Annotated in this window: 22 protein-coding genes; 11 read left to right on the top strand and 11 right to left on the bottom strand. The window is 36.5% G+C overall.

Going from position 1 to position 19480, the window contains the following annotated elements; translation table 11 throughout:
- Positions 1 to 10 precede the first annotated feature (10 nt).
- From NG743_RS05380 to NG743_RS05365, 4 genes are all read left to right on the top strand, one after another.
- Positions 11 to 2764 (top strand): bifunctional acetate--CoA ligase family protein/GNAT family N-acetyltransferase, encoded by a 2754-nt coding sequence (locus tag NG743_RS05380; protein ID WP_257121649.1) that lies wholly within the window; start codon positions 11 to 13, stop codon positions 2762 to 2764.
- A gap of 117 nt (positions 2765 to 2881) precedes the next feature.
- Positions 2882 to 4294, top strand: a complete 1413-nt coding sequence (locus NG743_RS05375) for a glycosyltransferase family 2 protein (protein WP_193962339.1) — start codon at positions 2882 to 2884, stop codon at positions 4292 to 4294.
- Between the two features lie 360 nt (positions 4295 to 4654).
- The gene (locus NG743_RS05370) at positions 4655 to 4885 is read left to right on the top strand and encodes a type II toxin-antitoxin system HicA family toxin (RefSeq protein WP_257121648.1); all 231 of its coding nucleotides are present in this window, start codon (positions 4655 to 4657) and stop codon (positions 4883 to 4885) included.
- On the top strand, positions 4882 to 5106 hold the full coding sequence (locus NG743_RS05365) for a type II toxin-antitoxin system HicB family antitoxin (RefSeq protein WP_193962338.1): 225 nt from the start codon (positions 4882 to 4884) through the stop codon (positions 5104 to 5106). The genes NG743_RS05370 and NG743_RS05365 overlap by 4 nt, the downstream gene beginning before the upstream one ends.
- A 33-nt stretch (positions 5107 to 5139) precedes the next feature.
- On the opposite strand, the gene NG743_RS05360 is transcribed toward NG743_RS05365, so the two are convergent.
- Positions 5140 to 5616, bottom strand: a complete 477-nt coding sequence (locus tag NG743_RS05360; RefSeq protein ID WP_257121647.1) for a DUF29 domain-containing protein — start codon at positions 5614 to 5616, stop codon at positions 5140 to 5142.
- A gap of 125 nt (positions 5617 to 5741) precedes the next feature.
- Between NG743_RS05360 and NG743_RS05355 the strand changes: the two genes are divergently transcribed.
- The 4 genes from NG743_RS05355 (at position 5742) to NG743_RS05340 (ending at position 7438) form a co-directional block, all read left to right on the top strand.
- Entirely contained in the window at positions 5742 to 5966 is a 225-nt protein-coding gene (locus tag NG743_RS05355) for a DUF433 domain-containing protein (RefSeq protein ID WP_193962337.1), read from the top strand.
- Positions 5967 to 6132: 166 nt separating this feature from the next.
- Positions 6133 to 6390, top strand: coding sequence for a hypothetical protein (locus tag NG743_RS05350; RefSeq protein WP_257121646.1), 258 nt, complete (start codon positions 6133 to 6135; stop codon positions 6388 to 6390).
- Positions 6391 to 6458: 68 nt separating this feature from the next.
- Positions 6459 to 6809 carry a hypothetical protein gene (locus NG743_RS05345; protein ID WP_257121645.1) on the top strand — a complete coding sequence of 117 codons (351 nt, stop codon included), beginning with the start codon at positions 6459 to 6461 and terminating at the stop codon, positions 6807 to 6809.
- Between the two features lie 143 nt (positions 6810 to 6952).
- Positions 6953 to 7438, top strand: a complete 486-nt coding sequence (locus NG743_RS05340; RefSeq protein WP_193962335.1) for a GNAT family N-acetyltransferase — start codon at positions 6953 to 6955, stop codon at positions 7436 to 7438.
- 72 nt (positions 7439 to 7510) lie between these two features.
- Here NG743_RS05340 and NG743_RS05335 read toward each other — a convergent pair whose 3' ends face one another.
- The 4 genes from NG743_RS05335 to NG743_RS05320 form a co-directional block, all read right to left on the bottom strand.
- Complete coding sequence (locus NG743_RS05335; RefSeq protein WP_193962334.1) at positions 7511 to 8008, bottom strand: PIN domain-containing protein; 498 nt, start codon at positions 8006 to 8008, stop codon at positions 7511 to 7513.
- A complete protein-coding gene (locus NG743_RS05330; protein WP_027404542.1) occupies positions 8001 to 8255 on the bottom strand; it encodes a UPF0175 family protein in 255 nt (84 codons plus the stop codon). The genes NG743_RS05335 and NG743_RS05330 overlap by 8 nt, the downstream gene beginning before the upstream one ends.
- A 187-nt stretch (positions 8256 to 8442) precedes the next feature.
- Positions 8443 to 9693 carry a DNA-processing protein DprA gene (locus NG743_RS05325; RefSeq protein ID WP_257121644.1) on the bottom strand — a complete coding sequence of 417 codons (1251 nt, stop codon included), beginning with the start codon at positions 9691 to 9693 and terminating at the stop codon, positions 8443 to 8445.
- 6 nt (positions 9694 to 9699) lie between these two features.
- Positions 9700 to 11823, bottom strand: coding sequence for a RecQ family ATP-dependent DNA helicase (locus tag NG743_RS05320; RefSeq protein WP_257121643.1), 2124 nt, complete (start codon positions 11821 to 11823; stop codon positions 9700 to 9702).
- Between the two features lie 184 nt (positions 11824 to 12007).
- Here NG743_RS05320 and NG743_RS05315 point away from each other — a divergent pair, with 184 nt between their 5' ends.
- Positions 12008 to 12232, top strand: a complete 225-nt coding sequence (locus tag NG743_RS05315) for an addiction module protein (protein ID WP_027404545.1) — start codon at positions 12008 to 12010, stop codon at positions 12230 to 12232.
- Positions 12229 to 12408: a hypothetical protein gene (locus NG743_RS05310; RefSeq protein WP_027404546.1), complete on the top strand. Its 180-nt coding sequence runs from the start codon at positions 12229 to 12231 to the stop codon at positions 12406 to 12408. Before NG743_RS05315 ends, NG743_RS05310 begins: the two co-directional genes overlap by 4 nt.
- Positions 12409 to 12713: 305 nt before the next feature.
- Here NG743_RS05310 and NG743_RS05305 read toward each other — a convergent pair whose 3' ends face one another.
- From NG743_RS05305 to NG743_RS05285, 5 genes are all read right to left on the bottom strand, one after another.
- On the bottom strand, positions 12714 to 13538 hold the full coding sequence (locus NG743_RS05305) for an Rpn family recombination-promoting nuclease/putative transposase (RefSeq protein WP_257121642.1): 825 nt from the start codon (positions 13536 to 13538) through the stop codon (positions 12714 to 12716).
- 119 nt (positions 13539 to 13657) lie between these two features.
- A complete protein-coding gene (locus tag NG743_RS05300) occupies positions 13658 to 14554 on the bottom strand; it encodes an Rpn family recombination-promoting nuclease/putative transposase (RefSeq protein WP_257121641.1) in 897 nt (298 codons plus the stop codon).
- A 125-nt stretch (positions 14555 to 14679) separates the two neighbouring features.
- A complete protein-coding gene (locus tag NG743_RS05295; protein WP_015079796.1) occupies positions 14680 to 15516 on the bottom strand; it encodes an Rpn family recombination-promoting nuclease/putative transposase in 837 nt (278 codons plus the stop codon).
- A 125-nt stretch (positions 15517 to 15641) separates the two neighbouring features.
- The gene (locus tag NG743_RS05290; protein ID WP_257121640.1) at positions 15642 to 16502 is read right to left on the bottom strand and encodes an Rpn family recombination-promoting nuclease/putative transposase; all 861 of its coding nucleotides are present in this window, start codon (positions 16500 to 16502) and stop codon (positions 15642 to 15644) included.
- A 172-nt stretch (positions 16503 to 16674) separates the two neighbouring features.
- Complete coding sequence (locus tag NG743_RS05285; RefSeq protein ID WP_173401727.1) at positions 16675 to 16821, bottom strand: hypothetical protein; 147 nt, start codon at positions 16819 to 16821, stop codon at positions 16675 to 16677.
- 336 nt (positions 16822 to 17157) lie between these two features.
- Here NG743_RS05285 and NG743_RS05280 point away from each other — a divergent pair, with 336 nt between their 5' ends.
- The gene (locus NG743_RS05280) at positions 17158 to 18252 is read left to right on the top strand and encodes a phosphotransacetylase family protein (RefSeq protein WP_027404548.1); all 1095 of its coding nucleotides are present in this window, start codon (positions 17158 to 17160) and stop codon (positions 18250 to 18252) included.
- A gap of 51 nt (positions 18253 to 18303) precedes the next feature.
- On the opposite strand, the gene NG743_RS26815 is transcribed toward NG743_RS05280, so the two are convergent.
- Positions 18304 to 19227, bottom strand: a complete 924-nt coding sequence (locus NG743_RS26815; RefSeq protein ID WP_193962329.1) for a Ycf66 family protein — start codon at positions 19225 to 19227, stop codon at positions 18304 to 18306.
- Positions 19228 to 19480 lie beyond the last annotated feature (253 nt).

Genomic DNA, 19480 nt, shown 5'->3' with positions numbered 1-19480 from the left:
AGGAGTATGTATGGAAACACCTAACCAAAGAATTAGCAATAAAGTTTATGATATCGTTAATCCCCTAGATGCGATATTTATTCCCAAAACTGTAGCCGTAATTGGTGCTACTGAAAAACCCGGAAGTGTAGGAAGAACTTTGCTTTGGAACTTAATCACTAATCCCTTTGGAGGAACAGTTTTTCCGATTAATCCTCAGCGTCATAGCGTATTAGGAATTAAAGCTTATCCGACTATTTTGGATGCTCCCGAAAAAATAGATTTAGCCGTTATCGTTACACCAGCACAAACTGTACCCCAAATTATATCTGATTGCGTTAATGCTGGAATAAAAGGAGCAATCATTATTTCCGCTGGTTTTAAAGAAGCTGGAGAAAAAGGTATCGCTTTAGAACAGGAAATTATCCAACAAGCACAAAGAGGAAAAATTAGAATTATCGGACCTAATTGTTTAGGAGTAATGAATCCAATTTCTGGTTTAAATGCTACCTTTGCCAGTAAAATGGCGCGTCCAGGAAATGTTGGTTTTATTAGTCAAAGTGGAGCTTTATGTACAGCAATTTTAGACTGGAGTTTTCAAGAGAATGTAGGTTTTAGCACCTTTATTTCCATTGGTTCAATGTTAGATATTAGTTGGGGAGATTTAATTTATTATCTTGGTGATGACCCCCATACTAAAAGTATTGTAATTTATATGGAATCCATTGGGAATGCGCGTTCCTTCCTATCAGCAGCGCGAGAAGTGGCTTTAACAAAACCGATAATTGTGATTAAAGCTGGTCGGACACCAGCCGCAGCTAAAGCAGCCGCTTCTCACACAGGATCATTAGCAGGAAGTGATGCTGTTTTAGATGCAGCTTTTCGCCGTTGTGGGGTGTTACGAGTCAATAGTATTTCTGATTTATTTGATATGTCAGAAGTATTAGCAAAACAACCCCGTCCCCAAGGTCCCCGGCTAACAATTTTAACTAATGCTGGCGGTCCGGGAGTATTAGCAACGGATACATTAATTGAAAGTGGAGGAGAATTAGCAGCAATTTCTCCAGAAATAATGACTTCCTTAAATGACATTTTACCACCGCAATGGAGTCATAATAATCCTATTGATATTTTAGGGGATGCTGACCCCCAACGTTATACAAAAGCCTTAGAAATTGCGGCGCAAGATCCCAATAGTGATGGTTTATTAGTGATTTTAACACCCCAATCAATGACAGATCCTACCCAAACAGCGGCACAACTAAAACCCTACGCACAAATGTCAAATAAGCCAATTTTAGCTAGTTGGATGGGTGGTGCAGATATAGCCGAGGGAGAACAAATTCTTAACAATCAAGGTATTCCCACTTATGCTTATCCTGATACAGCAGCGCGAGTATTTAGTTATATGTGGAAGTCGAGTTATAACCTGCGCGGTATTTATGAAACTCCGGTTTTACCAACATTAATTTGTGATGTGAATACTCGCAATTGTGCTAAAGTGGAAAATATTATTCAAGCTGCAAAAACAGCAGGAAGAACAATTCTCACGGAATTTGAATCTAAGGAAATTTTAGCCGCTTACGGTATCCCTGTGGTGGCTGGTTGCATTGCGGAAACTGTGGATAAAGCGGTTGAATGTGCAGAAAATTTAGGTTATCCGGTAGTTTTAAAACTTTATTCTCAGACAATTACCCATAAAACTGATGTGGGTGGTGTGCAATTAAATTTGCAAAATGCAGAATCGGTAAAATGTGCTTTTCAAAATATTCAAAAATCCGTAAAAGAGAAAGCCAAAGCGGAAGATTTTTTGGGTGTAACTGTACAATCAATGATCAAAACTGATGGCTATGAATTGATTATTGGCAGTAGTTTAGATCCCCAATTCGGTCCAATATTATTATTCGGTGCTGGGGGACAATTGGTGGAGGTTTTTCAGGATAGTTCTATTGGCCTTCCTCCCCTCAATACTACCTTAGCCCGGCGGATGATGGAACAAACCAAAATTTATAAAGCTTTGCAAGGAGTGAGAGGACGGAAAAGTATTGATATTGCTGCTCTTGAACAATTAATGGTAGAATTTAGTCAATTAGTTGTGGAACAACCTGGGATTAAAGAAATTGATATTAATCCCTTGTTGGCTATTCCTCCCACTCCTATACATCCTGGAGGATTAATTGCTTTAGATGCCAGGATAGTTTTGCATTATGCTGATATTCAAGAAAGTCAATTACCAAAATTAGCTATTCGTCCCTATCCTAGTCAATATATTAGTGATTGGAAATTGAACAATGGTACACCAATTACTATTCGTCCTATTCGTCCCGAAGACGAACCTTTAATGGTAGAATTTCACAAGACCTTATCAGAAGAAAGTGTTTATTTCCGCTATTTCCATCTCATTAAATTGAGTCAACGCATTACCCATGAACGACTAACACGAATATGCTTTATTGACTATGATCGAGAAATGGCTTTAGTTGCAGAATACCAAAATCCCGAAACAGAAAATAGGCAGATTTTAGCAGTAGGAAGATTAACTAAATTACATGGTAGTAATGCGGCAGAATTTGCTATGCTAGTTAGCGACAAATTTCAATATCAAGGCTTAGGGACAGAATTACTCCGCAGATTGCTAGAAGTTGGTAAAAACGAGAAAAGTTGCTGTATCTATGCTGATATTTTAGCTGACAATTCAGGTATGCAGCGAGTATGTGAAAAACTTGGGTTCCAAATCACAAATACAAGTGATGCAACAATATTGAGGGCAGAAATTAAACTTTAAATGGGGGTTGCTGAAAAAATTTTTCAGCAAGTTTTAATTAGGTAGCCAGTAATCTGTTACAGTATTAATCTGTAAATAAAAGCTACATAGCATAGATGTTTTTGAATTATGTAACCTATGCCGGCGAATTCCTGTCCTGAAAATGATGCTTATAACGGAAACTCTGATCCCCTTGACTCTATCTTTACTGACCTATCAGTAGATGAGGAATCAGAAGTAAGGACGGGTTCCGCGTCTCTACCACCAGGCCGATTTAAAGGACGTAGAGGCAAAGCTGCTCTAGTTTTAACTATAGTCTGGAGTGGTACTATTACCTTGCATTTAGTTTCCTGGGGTTCGATATTTGTCCTCGGACTGACAACAATGCTAGGTATTCATGCTTTGGGGATTATTTTTGCCAAACCCCGTCACCATTCCCAAGAGATAGAGGGGGATTTGCCTTTTGTCTCTGTGTTAGTGGCTGCTAAAAATGAGGAAGCGGTAATTGGCAGATTAGTTAAGAATCTGTGTAATCTGGAATACGGTAATGGTCAATATGAAGTCTGGATTATTGATGATAATAGTACAGACAATACACCCCAATTACTCGCCCAACTCAAGCAGGAATATCAACAACTCAATGTATTTAGGCGTGATTCTGACGCTATTGGCGGCAAATCGGGGGCATTAAATCAAGTATTACCACTGACAAAGGGAGACATTATTGCTGTATTTGATGCTGATGCCCAAGTTACACCGGATTTGCTATTACAAATAGTTCCTTTATTTCAAAAAGAACAGGTAGGGGCGGTACAAATGCGTAAAGCGATCGCCAATGCTAAGGAAAATTTTTGGACTAAGGGACAAATGGCGGAAATGTTGTTGGATATTTGGTTTCAACAACAGCGCACTGCTATTGGTGGTATCGGTGAACTCCGAGGTAATGGTCAATTTGTCCGTCGTCAAGCCTTGGCTAGTTGCGGTGGTTGGAATGAGGAAACTATCACTGATGATCTGGATTTAACTATCCGGTTACATCTGGATAAATGGGATATTGAATGCGTTTTTTATCCGCCAGTGGAAGAAGAAGGTGTCACCAATGCTACAGCCCTTTGGCATCAACGTAACCGATGGGCAGAAGGTGGTTATCAACGTTATTTAGACTACTGGGATCTCATCCTCAAAAACCGCATGGGGACAAGGAAAACCTGGGATTTGTTGATCTTTATGGTAACAATGTATATTTTACCGACAGCAGCAATACCAGATATATTAATGGCGATCGCTCGTCATCGTCCCCCCGTATTAGGTCCTGTAACTGGCTTATCTTTGGGAATGTCAGTAGTAGGAATGTTTGCTGGTTTAAAGCACGTTCGTTCCGATCAACAATTTAAACCATTTACCTATTTAATGGTACTTTTCCAAACCCTCCGCGGCAGTTTATATATGTTGCATTGGTTAGTAGTTATGAGTAGCACAACGGCGCGAATGTCTTTCCGACCAAAACGCCTCAAATGGGTGAAAACTGTCCATACAGGTGTTGAGAAATAAGGAAATAATCAACCGCAGGGCTTGCACTCATGTACATGGACTGCACTCAATTACAAGTAAGTAATTGGACAAAAATATTTACAGTCATTGCGAGGGAAGGGAAGCAATCACAACCCTTGGAATTGCTTCATTTCACTTCGTTCCATATGGCTAACGCCACGCAACGCTAACGCAATGACATTGTGTAATTAATTCTGTCTCACTACTTAAACCTGTGTTGTGGACAGAGTTTGAAGGGTGAAATATCAAAAATTTCATCCTTCATTTTTTTGTGATGAATCTTAATATTTATCTTCTTCATCCCCACATCTTGTATTGTATACTACTTGCGGTTAAATTAGTAGTGTATTAGTATGAGATATGTCCAAGGAAATCCGAGAATTAAAAAGCTTATTACTTCAAGCTGGGTTTACCTGTCGGACGGGGAAAGGCAGTCATACTAACTGGTATCATCCCTTACTTACTGGGAGAGTTACTATATCAGGTAAAGATGGAAAAGATGCTAAAGAATATCAGGAAAAAGATGTTAATAACGCTATCAAAAGAATAGAAGAAATTAAAAAGGTTCAAGAGGAAGAAGAAGAAGAATGAATTATCATTACACGGTAATTATTCAGTGGTCTCAGGAAGATAATTGTTTTGTTGTCAGTCTACCTGAATGGGGGGAGTTTTGCCATACACATGGGGACACATATCAAGAAGCTTTAGAAAATGCTCAGGAAGTCTTAGAAATGTTAATTGAATCTTGTTTAGAAGATGGTGAACCCCTCCCAGAACCAAAAACTTTAGGTAAGTCTTTATCAGCAGCTTAATTTTTAGGAGACTTACACAAATGGTACAAAATTTCATCCTTCATTTTTTTGTATTGGCAACCAATCATCTAAAATTTGTTCTAGTGAACCAATGGGGATAATGGGAAATATGTCAATAGGAAGTTGAGAGCGATCGCTTGCTTCTAATCTAGCATCTTGATAACATTCATCAAATATTTCTAAAATGTAAGGTTTTAAACTTGGACTATCTTTAAGAGAATTCTTAATCTGTTTGCGAAATGTCCTAATTTCCCCTAGCCAATATCCTTGATTACGTTCTCTTTCACTATCCCAATATTTGAGTTTTAGTAGATGGACAAACAGCTTAGTTAATAAACTTTCAATTGCTCGTTTCTCACTTCTACCCATAGTTTCTAATTCTTCTAATAAATTCTCTAAATCAACAGCGGAAAATTGTCCTGTGCGAAGTTGGTTAATGGTTGTTCTTATCCACAGGTAATAGTCTTGATCGTATAAGGTTTGAGTTGTTGGTTGTGTTGATGTAACCATATACTGGTGAGGATTTTACTATTTCTTTTATTTTAGGTTAATTTAGTGATTACTGTTATTAATTGAGTTGCAGATTTTACAACCTTGATTTATGCTGAAAACAAGAGTTTATGAAATCAGCTTATATGTCAAATTTACTGGCAAGAATTACAATTAATCCTAAACAATGTGGTGGTCGTCCTTGTATTCGGGGGATGAGAATTAGGGTATCAGATGTATTAGATTTGCTTGCTGCTGGTTTAAGTGCTGAAGAAATTCTAGAAGAAATGCCGGATCTTGAAGCTGATGATCTCAAAGCAGCACTTTTATACGCTTCACGAAAACTCAATCATCCAGTGTTAGTTGCATGATTATCTGGGTTGATGCACATTTATCACCATCTATTGCTACTTGGATTACTCAAACATTCGATTTTATAGATTAGCCCTTTTTTATTTATCACAAGTTTGCTAGATATGCTTGACTTATGCGTATACTATCTACTAATTTAGATACATTAGTTCAATAAATAGACTTATGAGCATAGTTAATATCACATTTGACTCAAATGTTTTTCCTAAAGTGGTCAATCCAAATCCAGATAAATTCCCAGATGAACAGGCTCTCCCAAGTTTCCAAATAATAAATTCATCCATTAAAAATGGATATGCAAAAGGTTTCTTGGCTGAGACAGTTTTTACTATAGAAGCTATTAAAAAGATAGACAGACATAAATTTTTTAGAAACTATAATCTACCCTATACAGTTACAGAATATATTGGACTTCTCCGGTAAAGATTGTAGAGACGTTCCATGGAACGTCTCTACAAGGGGTTCAAACGACGCACATTTAATTTTCGGAGATGTCTATTGAGGGAGACATTAGAGGAATTAGATTGAATCTTGATCAAGATAATACTTCTCATCCTGGCAATAATACTTGTAATCCCCACTTAACATCACAGTTCAATGATGCTTTGGAGTTAGGATTCAAAATCTTACCATGTAAAAGATTCGGTTGGATAGAAAATCCTGACTTAGAAAGTGAGTGGTTTATAAAATTAACCCATACAGAAATATCTCTTTATGAAGAAACATTTGGAGAAGTGGTTGATAAAATTAAGAATTGTTGCTGCGGTAGTTACGATTTAGAAGAAATTGGAAATCGCTATACTAGCGGTACGGAACATTGGATAAAAATTCTTACAGCATAATGCAAACGCCACAAAGCCTTTATTCAACAAAAAGCATAATTATCCTGTATATTTGTTTAAAATGAATTTTGGCAAAGTTATCAGCACATTTTAAATGAAGCTTAAAATCTGTTGACTCAATTAATAAATATGGATAAACTCAGATGTGTAAAGATACTGAAATCAACGCTTTAGATATGTCATCCCAAGAGGAAAACCCGCAAGGAGAAGTCAGTATTGATGACACTATGGATTGCGTAACATTCGAGTTGGAGGGTGAAAATCTCATATTTAAGAGAATCCCCAACAAATATGGTCAAGAAGGGATGACTTTTGGTCTTTTTCGAGAGGATGGAACTCAACTTGGAGAAAGTTTCTGTAGAGTAGACAGATTTAACAAACGAGCTTGGTACTTGGATACTATATACACTTTAGTAGAGTTTGAACGGCAGGGGTATGGCACGCCACTACTAGAATATACCTGTCAAGCACTCTGGCAAAGAAAGAAAACAGCTATTATTCTCGAGAGACCAGGAGACTCTATTGCTGCTGACGGCTTTAATCGAAAAGAATGGTATGAAAGACATGGGTTTGAGTCTTCACCTGAGCCTTTAACTTTTATGTCCCGCGACTATACTGAAAACGGCTGAGATTTGAACTTTTACAAAATAACAAAAAAGCTAGATGTGTAGGGGTTTAGCACTGCTAAACCCCTACCTATATTAAAATTCCCCAGCTTCTTTAAGTGCGAAATCAATCACTCGTTGACTTAAACGAATATTGTGATTGAGCATTTTTTCAATCGCAGTTTTGATAGATAGGGGATATCCTTCTTTTTTAGCACGTAGCAAAATTCCAATTGAACCCGTAACTGCAAGACCACTTAATCTAGCTATTCTTCTTCCTACCGCTTCATCTATACAGACTGTAGAAATATTTTTATTTAATGCTAATTGAATTACAGAAGCTTCTCCTATATCTAAAGAATTCAGAAGTATAGGAGAAATATTTACAGGAACACTTTGCTTTTTTAGCCAAAAATCCGCTTGAAATTCAGTTACACTCAAACCTGTTGTACCACCAATGAGTATTTCTTGAGAGACTTCAAAGGGAACAATAACATTTGTATATAAAGACTGTAAAACATTAAAATCCCCCATAGCAGCAACAATAGCAATTAAAGGAGAAGTATTAATCACAATTTCACTCGTGTTAGGCATTTTCTATATCTGATAATAATTCCTCTGCACTTAAATCAATTAATGGCACTCCATAATCATTTAATTTGAGAATAAAAGTTACTCTCTCTACTCCCAGTAACGCCGCAGCCATACCAGAAGAAAGACGTTTCATTTCATATAGTTTAACTGCCATTGCCCATTTTGCTTCTTGTTCAAACTGTTCTCTAGTTTTACCAACAGCATCAGGTAAAGTTTCAGGGTAGTTAATTTTGAGTTGCAAAGACATGATGTATTGTACAGCAAAGGTTTATAAAATAATAACAAAGATAATGATTAACTCAAAGCGTAAGGCGGATATCTGGGTTGTGGTGCGATTCCTAGGTCGCGCTTCGCTATCGCTCCCTGAAATTAACTCAAAGCTGAGAGCGATCGCCTACACTAGAAAATAGGTGTATGCCTTATTTTCTTATTGATTATAACAAAGAAAGTTGAGTATCTGCCTGATTAACCACATAAGCAACTCGCTTTTCTATTTTTGTTTTTATTATTTTCCCTTCATTTATAGCTCTTATTAACCAATCATCCATCTGTACTTTTCTCACTTGTAGAGAGTCCGCCAGAGATTTTGCATCCTGGGGTTGCTGTAAATGATTGAGAATTACAGGTAAAACGACATTATAAATATCTTTGGGAATAGTTGTTAAATCTTGTGGAATAGTATTAACATTCTGTTCTGGCTGTTTTGTCATTACTTCATTTTTTACAAGTTCAAAATCAGCAATATTTTTTGTTAACATTTGTCGCAAATTACTATTTTCAAATTCTGAAGGAAACGGTTTTGCACCTTGATTATATAATTGCTGATTTCCTTCTGGTACTGGAGATGACATTTTCACAAATACAGAAATTTCTTTCAGTTTAGATAATGCTTCTACTGCACCAAACCAAGTTCCACCTTTACCAAAAGTAGAATTAACAACTAGGGCATAATCTGCTAAACTATAAATATATTTATTCCGTCCCATCGCGTTACCTGTATTAAAACCAGCATCAGGATCATAGCTAGAAATTAAAGTTAATCTACCTTCTTGAATACTAGAACGATATTTACTATTTACTGCTGCTTTAGTCAAGCTATCAGCTAATACACCAACAGACGTTCCTCCATGATCCAAAATACCTAACATTGATTCTTGATCTATTCCCCTTGCACCACCAGAAATAACCTGTATGCTTTGTTGAGAACAAGTTTGGGCAACTCTGCGTGTGTAGTGAATAATATCCTCATCTACATCACGAGAACCTACAACTGCTAGTCCTCCTAAAGATAATAATTCTGCATTCCCAACCCCATAAATAATCGCTGGGGCTGAATGTTTCAATATTTGCTTAAAACGCTTGGGATATTTAGCATCACTGCGTCCCAATATCCATAAACCGCGACTTGTCCATTTTTCCACTGCTAAACTTAACATTGCACCCCGTTGTAATAAACCTACAAGCCTATCAGGATTAAGTTTATTATTAGTTATTTTTTGTAACTCTGCTTTTGCTGTTATTTCCAATAAATCTGCTGGACGCTTATGATTTTCTCGCAACCAATCTGTTAACAAGTTATATTCACCCAGAGTCAAGGGTAGCGGTTCAATTTGGCGATTTTGTCCAAAACTGGCACACAACAGCAAAATTGCTTGAGTATCTGGTGCTAGAACATGATTTAACATAATTTTCTAATCCGATTGACCTAATGAATTAAGAGCTAATGCTACAGGATAAACTAATCCACTTCCAGCATGACGCAAAAGTGCTGCAATGACAGTAAAAGTCCAACGGGAATCTACCATATCATCAATTAAGAATACATTACCACTCATGCCTTCCCAAGCATCAATTGCAAAAGATCCATCTAAATTATGAGCTTGTTGATAACTGTTACTCATATTTTTTTGTAACTGAGTTTGACGAATTTTGCGAACAATAGGTTTAAATGGTAAGCCTAATTCCCCAGCTACTCTTTGCGCGAAGTTAGGTACAAGTTTTAGACGATTTAAGGAAGGAACGCACGTTACCCAGGTGGGGAAAGGTTGAGGTTTCCAGCGTTGAATCATCTCAACAGTAGCCCGTACAAGTGCATCATCAAAATGATTATCTTGATATTTTCCACGCTTGACCAATTCGCCCCAACCTGCATCACCCCATAGAGATAATGTTCTTCCTGGTTCTGCTCTTAAATTGTCTCTAATGTTTCCAGAAAATTTATAATTTAGTAATGCTTGTGGTGGCCATTGTTTGCGCGGTTCAATAATTTGGTTACTCCGACGTAAATATAAAATTGCTTGATTTACAAATTCATCTGCAAAAGTTTCTGGTAATAATGGCTTACCCAAACATATAGCACATTTACCACATTCTTCTGGATTTGGATCATCTAATTCTGTTGCTAAAAAAGCCATTAAGCATTGTTGACTTTGCATATAATCTAACATTCGCAGTTGTTCTTGTCGGCGAATTTGTGTTAAAAGTTCAATTTTTCCAGTATTGTATTGATATTTTATTGGGTTAAGATACCATTTTGAAGATTGTTTACTTACAGGTGCAGGAAATTCCAGAGATAAAATTTTTAAAACTTTATCAATTTGTCCTCTTGAAAGATTGAGTTGCTGTTCTAATTGAGGAATAGAAAAACCATCAACAGCTTTTTCTAGTTCATTCAAAACTTTTTGTGTATGAATTTCTGGAGGAAATGCTGTATTAATGAAGTAATTATTAATTTCATCATCTTCATCACCACTCAAGAGAATACCATAGGCTGTTTCTAATGCTCTACCGGCTCTACCTACTTGCTGATAATAATGTACAACAGAACTAGGTCTTTGATAATGAATGACAAAACCTAAATCTGGTTTATCAAAACCCATTCCTAAAGCTGTAGTTGCGACTAATGCTTTAATTTCATTATTCAGTAATTCGTCTTCTAATCCTATGCGAACTTCAGTATCTAAATCTCCATAATAGGCTTTAGCATTGATACCTTGGGTCTTTAACCAATCAGCAACTCTTTGAGCATCCCTTACAGTTAATGCGTAAATAATACCACTTCCAGGTAACTGGGGCAAATGTTGAGCTAACCAAGCTAATCTTGCTGCTTGACTAGGAAGATAAATGTTTTGTAAACGCAAACTTTTTCTAGTTAAATCACCTCTAGAAATACGAAGATTTGCTCCTAATTGAGCTTTAATATCATCAACTACTCGGTTATTAGCTGTAGCGGTTGTAGTCAAAATAGGAATATTTTTGGGTAATCCTTCTAAAATTCTGACAATGCGGCGATAGTCAGGACGAAAATCATGTCCCCAGTCAGAAATACAATGAGCTTCATCAACTACAAATAATCCAATTTTTTGAGATAATGGTAAAAGAATGTTTTCTCTAAATTCCTCATTAGCTAATCTTTCAGGGGAAATTAGTAGAATATCTACTTGATTTGCTAACAACTTTGTTTCGACAAATTTCCAATTATCTGTATTACTAGAATTAATTGTTTCGGCTTTGACTCCAATACGTTGTGCTGCTGTAATTTGGTTTCGCATTAATGCTAAAAGGGGGGAAATCAAAAGAGTACAACCAGCACCTTGATCTCGTAACAAGCGAGTTGCTAAAAAATAAACCAGACTTTTTCCCCAACCTGTGCGTTGAACGACGAGTAACCGTGATTTGTTCAGTAGTAAGTCTTCAATAGCTTCCCATTGTCCATCACGAAAATCAGCGTTTGGATTATTCAAAGCCTGACGTAGAAGAAATAATGCTTTTTCTCTGAGCATGGTTGTCTTATATGCTGAGTATCTACTTATCATACTGTTGTACCATAAAAGATAACCAACACTATTTATATTGGGGCAATCAATATATTTATGCTTACTATAAAGATGAAGCGATGTTTGGGATGTGATGCGATGCTTAAGATAAATCAATCTGTTGTGCGATCGCTTATCCTAGAAAATATATGTATACCTTATCTTCCTATTGAGGTCAGTTAACATGGATATCAGTGTAACTTTAAATGAAATCAAAGCCCTGAGTATTGCCGATAGAATTCGGATTGTACAAGATATTTTAGGAAGTATCGCAGCAGAACAGGCTTATCCCGATTTAACAACAGCACAAAAACGAGAACTTGATCGTCGGATTACTGATTATGAAACAAATCCAGATGATGTCATGACATGGGAGGAAATTAAATCGTCAATTAGAGGACAACAATGAATTATGTCCTAGTTTTTCGTCCAGAAGTTCGTGAAGAACTGAATGATGCGTATAATTGGTATCAAAGTCAGCAAACAGGACTTGGTGATGAGTTTTTAGACTGCGTGGATAATATGCTAAATCGGATTTGTCAAATGCCAGAATCCTATGCAGTTGTGTATCTTGATGTTCGATGAACAGTGGTGCGACGTTTTCCCTACGCTATATACTACCGAATTGTGTCAAGTCGTGTGATTGTGACAGCAATTTTTCACAGTCGAAGAGATCCAAAATCATGGCAAACGCGAATCTAAAAGACAGAAGTTAATCGTAACAGCCTAATTATTAATTAACAGAGTGCGATTCCTAGGTCGCGCTTCGCTATCGCACCCTCAAATTAACTCAAAGCATGAAGCGATAGCGAAGCGCTCCGTAGGAATCGCCTTCCGTGGGGTTAAAGTCGGTAATGCGATCGCAAAGTCTATCAATTGGCATGATTCACTCAAATTCTTTTAATAGTTTCATAAGATAAACCAGTTGATTCTGCAATAATTTCTATAGCTATATTTTGCTCTTTCAATGCTTTGGCAACCTTCTCAATACCGGACTTCTCACCTTCTTCAAAGGCTGTATCAAATACATTTTTCACTTCTAAATACTGGACTAAACTCTTCTTATATTGTTCATACTGCTCCACATTTAAGTGAGATATTTCCGCTATTTCAAACCCTTTTTGAAATATTGGTTCATTTAATATCACGGGTATATGATTAAAACTTTCTAAGTTCTTCAAAAAATACAGCCATTTATCAAAATGCGTTATTAATTCATTTTCTTGTTTATTGAATAACGGCATTTGTAAAAATTTAAAGTTTAACTTATCAAAGAAAATATCACCATCTTGATCTTTTAGACATACATCGCGCCTAAATTTAGATGTTGTATTTTCATCATACTCAAAATCTAAAATGGCGATAAAATAGACGGGTAGTAAAAAGAAATTCCAATCGCCTTTTTCTGATTGTTCACGAATGGGGAATGTGGAATAAAATAAGGCTCTATCTTTGAAATGCTTGATTTTTGCTTTTTGCATTTCCACAATAAACTTATCACCAGTTTTACTTTCGCAGTAAATATCAAATATGGCTTTACGTTCTGCTATGGTATCAGCTAGATTTTCCGGATTTTTAAAGGTTAATTGTTGAATTTGATGATGTATTGGTAGAAGTTGGTTGAGAAAATCCATGAGTAAATCTTTACTGCCTTCTTCTCCGAACAGTTTCTTAAAACCAAAATCTGTATAAGGATTAAAGTATTTTGCAGCCATAACTACTCCTTCAAGATTATTTTAACGAAATACTCACTGAATAACTTTAGAGAACTCTGTTTAATATTTCCTGTATAGCACAAAAAATGGGCGTAAGTCTATCAATTGGCATGATTAACTTAAATTCTTTTAATAGCTTCGTATGATAAACCAGTTGATTCTGCAATAATTTCTATGGCTATATTTTGCTCTTTCAAAGCTTTAGCAACTTTCTCAATACCTTTCTCAATACCTTTCTCAATACCTTTCTCAATACCTTTCTCAATACCTTTCTCAATACCTTTCTCAATACCAGCTTTCTCACCTTCTTCAAAGGCTGTATCAAATACATTTTTCACTTCTAAATACTGGACTAAACTCTTCTTATATTGTTCATACTGCTCCACATTTAAGTGAGATATTTCCGCTATTTCAAACCCTTTCTGAAATATTGGTTCATTTAATATCACGGGTATATGATTAAAACTTTCTAAGTTCTTCAAAAAATACAGCCATTTATCAAAATGCGTTATTAATTCATTTTCTTGTTTATTGAATAACGGCATTTGTAAAAATTTAAAGTTTAACTTATCAAAGAAAATATCACCATCTTGATCTTTTAGACATACATCGCGCCTAAATTTAGATGTTGTATTTTCGTCATACTCGAAATCTAAAATGGCGATAAAATAGACGGGTAGTAAAAAGAAATTCCAATCGCCTTTTTCTGATTGTTCACGAATGGGGAATGTGGAATAAAATAAGGCTCTATCTTTGAAATGCTTGATTTTTGCTTTTTGCATTTCCACAATAAACTTATCACCAGTTTTACTTTCGCAGTAAATATCAAATATGGCTTTACGTTCTGCTATGGTATCAGCTAGATTTTCTGGATTTTTAAAGGTTAATTGTTGAATTTGATGATGTATTGGTAGAAGTTGGTTGAGAAAATCCATGAGTAGATCTTTACTGCCTTCTTCTCCGAACAGTTTCTTAAAACCGAAATCTGTATAAGGATTAAAGTATTTTGCGGACATAACTACTCCTCCAAGATTATTTTCATGAAATACTCGCTGAATAACTATGTATTTAGAAAACTCTGTCTAATATTTCCTGTATAGCACAAAAAATGGGCGCAAGTCTATCAATTGGTATAATTCGCTCAAATTCTTTTAATAGCTTCATAAGATAAACCAGTTGATTCTGCAATAATTTCTATAGCTATATTTTGCTCTTTCAATGCTTTGGCAACCTTCTCAATGCCCTTTTCAATACCGGCCTTCTCACCTTCTTCAAAGGCTGTATCAAATACATTTTTCACTTCTAAATACTGGACTAAACTCTTCTTATATTGTTCATACTGCTCCACATTTAAGTGAGATATTTCCGCTATTTCAAAGCCTTTCTGAAATATTGGTTCATTTAATATCACGGGTATATGATTAAAACTTTCTAAGTTCTTCAAAAAATACAGCCATTTATCAAAATGCGTTATTAATTCATTTTCTTGTTTATTGAATAACGGCATTTGTAAAAATTTAAAGTTTAACTTATCAAAGAAAATATCACCATCTTGATCTTTTAGACACACATCGCGCCTAAATTTAGATGTTGTATTTTCATCATACTCAAAATCTAAAATGGCGATAAAATAGACGGGTAGTAAAAAGAAATTCCAATCGCCTTTTTCTGATTGTTCACGAATGGGGAATGTGGAATAAAATAAGGCTCTATCTTTGAAATGCTTGATTTTTGCTTTTTGCATTTCCACAATAAACTTATCACCAGTTTTACTTTCGCAGTAAATATCAAATATGGCTTTACGTTCTGCTATGGTATCAGCTAGATTTTCCGGATTTTTAAAGGTTAATTGTTGAATTTGATGATGTATTGGTAGAAGTTGGTTGAGAAAATCCATGAGTAGATCTTTACTGCCTTCTTCTCCGAACAGTTTCTTAAAACCGAAATCTGTATAAGGATTAAAGTATTTTGCGGACATAACTACTCCTCCAAGATTATTTTCATGAAATACTCGCTGAATAACTATGTATTTAGAAAACTCTGTCTAATATTTTCTGTATAGCACAAAAAATGGGCGCAAGTCTATCAATTGGTATAATTCGCTTAAATTCTTTTAATAGCTTCATAAGATAAACCAGTTGATTCTACAATAATTTCTATAGCTATATTTTGCTCTTTCAATGCTTTGGCAACCTTCTCAATACCTTTCTCAATACCCTTCTCAATGCCCTTTTCAATACCGGCCTTCTCACCTTCTTCAAAGGCTGTATCAAATACATTTTTCACTTCTAAATACTGGACTAAACTCTTCTTATATTGTTCATACTGCTCCACATTTAAGTGAGATATTTCCGCTATTTCAAAGCCTTTCTGAAATATTGGTTCATTTAATATCACGGGTATATGATTAAAACTTTCTAAGTTCTTCAAAAAATACAGCCATTTATCAAAATGCGTTATTAATTCATTTTCTTGTTTATTGAATAACGGCATTTGTAAAAATTTAAAGTTTAACTTATCAAAGAAAATATCACCATCTTGATCTTTTAGACACACATCGCGCCTAAATTTAGATGTTGTATTTTCATCATACTCAAAATCTAAAATGGCGATAAAATAGACGGGTAGTAAAAAGAAATTCCAATCGCCTTTTTCTGATTGTTCACGAATGGGGAATGTGGAATAAAATAAGGCTCTATCTTTGAAATGCTTGATTTTTGCTTTTTGCATTTCCACAATAAACTTATCACCAGTTTTACTTTCGCAGTAAATATCAAATATGGCTTTACGTTCTGCTATGGTATCAGCTAGATTTTCCGGATTTTTAAAGGTTAATTGTTGAATTTGATGATGTATTGGTAGAAGTTGGTTGAGAAAATCCATGAGTAGATCTTTACTGCCTTCTTCTCCGAACAGTTTCTTAAAACCGAAATCTGTATAAGGATTAAAGTATTTTGCGGACATAACTACTCCTCCAAGATTATTTTAATGAAATACTCGCTGAATAACTATGTATTTAGAAAACTCTGTCTAAGTAGGTTGGCGTTGAAAATTGTCGTTATGGCAAGGCAAAAGGCAAGAGTGAAGAGGGTTTGGGCGATTTTACGTTTCTTTACATAGTTTTGTTTTATTGTGTTCACCTACTTAATATTTTCTGAATCAGAACATTAGTATCTAGAAATAGCTTCATGAAACTATCAGGAGATATACCTTCAGCTTGAGCAATTTCTAAAAGTGCTGCTTTTAGTTCTGGATTAATGGTAATAGTCAGGGTATCTTGCATATTTTATTAGCCAGCTACATACTTTATTGTACAGTATCTATCAAGTCTCGGATTACTGATTACGAAGCAAATCCAGATGATGTCATGACATGGGAGGAAATTAAAGCTTCAATATTATCGCTGTTGTATGATTACAAGCGTAAACTATTTATTTAAACAGATATTTTTATCTTGATCAAAATCCCTACAATAGCTACCACAGCTAGATTTATTCCTAGTTAATTTTTAAAATTTAGACAATTAGGATTGCTAAAGCTATTTACCTTCCCCAGAAAGCACTAAAATTAGTAGGCACCTAGCTGAGTTGTACAAACCTTTGAAATTAGGAGTGCATAAGTGCCAACACTTGCTAAATACTTGCTGGTTGGATCAGTTGAAGCTTACAGTGGCAAATCTGCAACAGTTTTAGGTTTGTCTCATCAGCTAAAACAAAAAGGTTTGGATATTGCTTATGGCAAACCTTTGGGTAATTTTGTCAAGACATCTGCCGGAACAGTAGTTGAAGAAGATGTCCAGTTCATTACTCATAACCTTAACCTGCCAGACAACCGCATTGCTCCCACCTTATTATCTTTGGATGAAATTACCGTCCAGAAACGCTTACAGGGAGAAGATACAACTAACTATCAACAGTTATTAGTACAGAAGTATTCACAAATACCAAAGAGTAATTTGGTAATTTTAGAAGGACCGGCTAACTTATCAGAAGGAAATTTATTTGGATTATCCTTGCTGGAACTAGCAGAAAAATTAGATGCTCCTGTACTCTTAATTAGTCGTTATCAATCACTAACTTCTGTTGAGGCGTTATTATTTGCTAAACAGCAATTAGGTAAACGGTTAATGGGTGTCGTGATTAACGAAGTCCCTCACGAACAATTAGAGTTAGTTCACACACTCTTACGCCCATTTCTAGAAAAACAGGGGATTTCCGTCCTCGCAACATTGCCCAAAAGCGATATCCTTCGCAGTGTGAGCGTCGGGGAATTAGTCAAGCAGTTAAACGCAGAAGTTCTTTGTCGGAGCGATCGCCTAGATTTATTAGTCGAAAGTCTGGCAATTGGGGCGATGAACGTCAACTCCGCCGTCAAATACTTCCGCAAACGTCAGAACATGGCAGTAGTCACAGGAGGCGATCGCGTTGAAATTCAACAAGCAGCCCTAGAAACATCTACCCAATGCCTCATCCTGACTGGACAACTGCCACCTCCTCCATTTATCCTCAACCGTGCCGAAGAGTTAGAAATCCCGATTTTATCAGTGGATCTCGATACCCTCACCACAGTAGAGATCATCGATCGCACCTTTGGTCAAGTCCGCGTCCATGAACCAATTAAAATAGAGTGCATTCGTCAATTAATGTCCGAGCATTTTGATATTGACTGTTTATTATCCCAACTGGGATTTAATCCAGCAGCAGCAATATCATAAATTACCCAGACTCCCTTGATTTATCAGAATCAGCAGCGTAAATCCCCTTAATTACTCCTCAACTGGTTTATTTAAAGGTATTTGTTCTGGCAATGCTTCCCCAACTGGTTTAACTTCCTCAACAGTCATATCAGACTTTTCGGCTGCTTCTGCCGCCAATAACTCCGATGTCACTGAATTTGGGGAACTTACTTCTGGCGCACTTGCCATGTCGCTAGTTTCTTCTCTGGCAATCACCACCTCAGTTTGAGTGATCTCTACCACAGTTTCAGTTTCTCCTGTGATAGACAACTCGGAAATCACCACCTCAGTTTGAGTGATCTCTACCACAGTTTCCTGTGCTGTTGGCGGAATTACCTGTTCTTCCTCTATGACAGTGGGTGGAGTTGGTGCTACTTCTACCACCTCCAACATAGAAGATTGAGCAAAAGTCTCCTCAGACGAAGTTTCAGTTGTAATTGCTGGGGTAGCAGTTACAGACTCATCTAGTAATACTGATGGTGGCGTTGCTTCAGTTCCATTTGTTCGCAAAATCTCTTCAGCAGTTTTAATTACAGGCTTTTTATTCACAGTCTGCTGTATTTTCGCCTTAGCACCACCAAACACACTAGCAACAAAGCTTGATAACTGTCCAAATTTTTCTTTTACAGAAAACTTTGACATTTGTTCTTGAAAACTCACCTTAATTAGCTCAGGACTGGGGAGAGGAGTTTGTTGTCCTGCGGGGGCAAGTTGTCGCCGTAATGAAAGGGTTTGTGCCACAAACCATACCAACATTGCCACGCTAGATACATGACCTAGTAACAGCCCCCCAGTAATTCGAGGTGCAAAAATCCATAACACTAAAGCGTAGAATAGCCCAACACCACTCCAGATAAAATCATTCTTGCGATGGATTTCTGGAAAAAAGAAGGCTGATAAATAAATGGCGAGACTGCCAAAACCGATTACCAACGCTAGAAAATAAGCCAGCATTTTTTAATCCTCCTTACTATTTAATTCGAGAAAGGGAACAGGGAGCAGGGGGTAGGGGAAGTAGGGGGAGTGGGGGAGTGGGGGAGTAGGGGGAGTGGGGGAGTAGGGGGAGTAGGGGGAGTAGGGGGAGTAGGGGAAGTAGGGGGAGTAGGGGGAGTAGGGGGAGTAGGGGAGAAATTTCTTCCTTCTTCCTTCTTCCTTCTGAACTCCTGAACTCGTGAACTCCTGAACTCCTGAACTCGTGAACTCCTGC

The sequence above is a fragment of the Dolichospermum heterosporum TAC447 genome (genome assembly GCF_024584745.1).
Classification (GTDB): Bacteria; Cyanobacteriota; Cyanobacteriia; order Cyanobacteriales; family Nostocaceae; genus Dolichospermum; species Dolichospermum heterosporum.
The sequence above is the reverse complement of the archived record's forward strand: the minus strand, read 5'-3'. Positions and strand labels throughout refer to the sequence as shown.

Excerpts from the sequence above, each read along its gene's own strand:
- NG743_RS05310 (WP_027404546.1), top strand. The coding sequence starts at position 12,229 with ATGAATTATGTCCTAGTTTTTCGTCCAGAAGTTCGTGAAGAACTGAAT.
- NG743_RS05325 (WP_257121644.1), bottom strand. The coding sequence starts at position 9,693 with ATGTTAAATCATGTTCTAGCACCAGATACTCAAGCAATTTTGCTGTTG.
- NG743_RS05365 (WP_193962338.1), top strand. The coding sequence starts at position 4,882 with ATGAATTATCATTACACGGTAATTATTCAGTGGTCTCAGGAAGATAAT.
- NG743_RS05320 (WP_257121643.1), bottom strand. The coding sequence starts at position 11,823 with ATGATAAGTAGATACTCAGCATATAAGACAACCATGCTCAGAGAAAAA.
- NG743_RS05305 (WP_257121642.1), bottom strand. The coding sequence starts at position 13,538 with ATGGCTGCAAAATACTTTAATCCTTATACAGATTTTGGTTTTAAGAAA.
- NG743_RS26815 (WP_193962329.1), bottom strand. The coding sequence starts at position 19,227 with ATGCTGGCTTATTTTCTAGCGTTGGTAATCGGTTTTGGCAGTCTCGCC.
- NG743_RS05360 (WP_257121647.1), bottom strand. The coding sequence starts at position 5,616 with ATGGTTACATCAACACAACCAACAACTCAAACCTTATACGATCAAGAC.
- NG743_RS05335 (WP_193962334.1), bottom strand. The coding sequence starts at position 8,008 with ATGCCTAACACGAGTGAAATTGTGATTAATACTTCTCCTTTAATTGCT.
- NG743_RS05355 (WP_193962337.1), top strand. The coding sequence starts at position 5,742 with ATGTCAAATTTACTGGCAAGAATTACAATTAATCCTAAACAATGTGGT.
- NG743_RS05375 (WP_193962339.1), top strand. The coding sequence starts at position 2,882 with ATGCCGGCGAATTCCTGTCCTGAAAATGATGCTTATAACGGAAACTCT.
- NG743_RS05300 (WP_257121641.1), bottom strand. The coding sequence starts at position 14,554 with ATGTCCGCAAAATACTTTAATCCTTATACAGATTTCGGTTTTAAGAAA.
- NG743_RS05295 (WP_015079796.1), bottom strand. The coding sequence starts at position 15,516 with ATGTCCGCAAAATACTTTAATCCTTATACAGATTTCGGTTTTAAGAAA.
- NG743_RS05350 (WP_257121646.1), top strand. The coding sequence starts at position 6,133 with ATGAGCATAGTTAATATCACATTTGACTCAAATGTTTTTCCTAAAGTG.
- NG743_RS05285 (WP_173401727.1), bottom strand. The coding sequence starts at position 16,821 with ATGCAAGATACCCTGACTATTACCATTAATCCAGAACTAAAAGCAGCA.
- NG743_RS05345 (WP_257121645.1), top strand. The coding sequence starts at position 6,459 with ATGTCTATTGAGGGAGACATTAGAGGAATTAGATTGAATCTTGATCAA.
- NG743_RS05380 (WP_257121649.1), top strand. The coding sequence starts at position 11 with ATGGAAACACCTAACCAAAGAATTAGCAATAAAGTTTATGATATCGTT.
- NG743_RS05340 (WP_193962335.1), top strand. The coding sequence starts at position 6,953 with ATGTGTAAAGATACTGAAATCAACGCTTTAGATATGTCATCCCAAGAG.
- NG743_RS05370 (WP_257121648.1), top strand. The coding sequence starts at position 4,655 with ATGTCCAAGGAAATCCGAGAATTAAAAAGCTTATTACTTCAAGCTGGG.
- NG743_RS05330 (WP_027404542.1), bottom strand. The coding sequence starts at position 8,255 with ATGTCTTTGCAACTCAAAATTAACTACCCTGAAACTTTACCTGATGCT.
- NG743_RS05290 (WP_257121640.1), bottom strand. The coding sequence starts at position 16,502 with ATGTCCGCAAAATACTTTAATCCTTATACAGATTTCGGTTTTAAGAAA.
- NG743_RS05315 (WP_027404545.1), top strand. The coding sequence starts at position 12,008 with ATGGATATCAGTGTAACTTTAAATGAAATCAAAGCCCTGAGTATTGCC.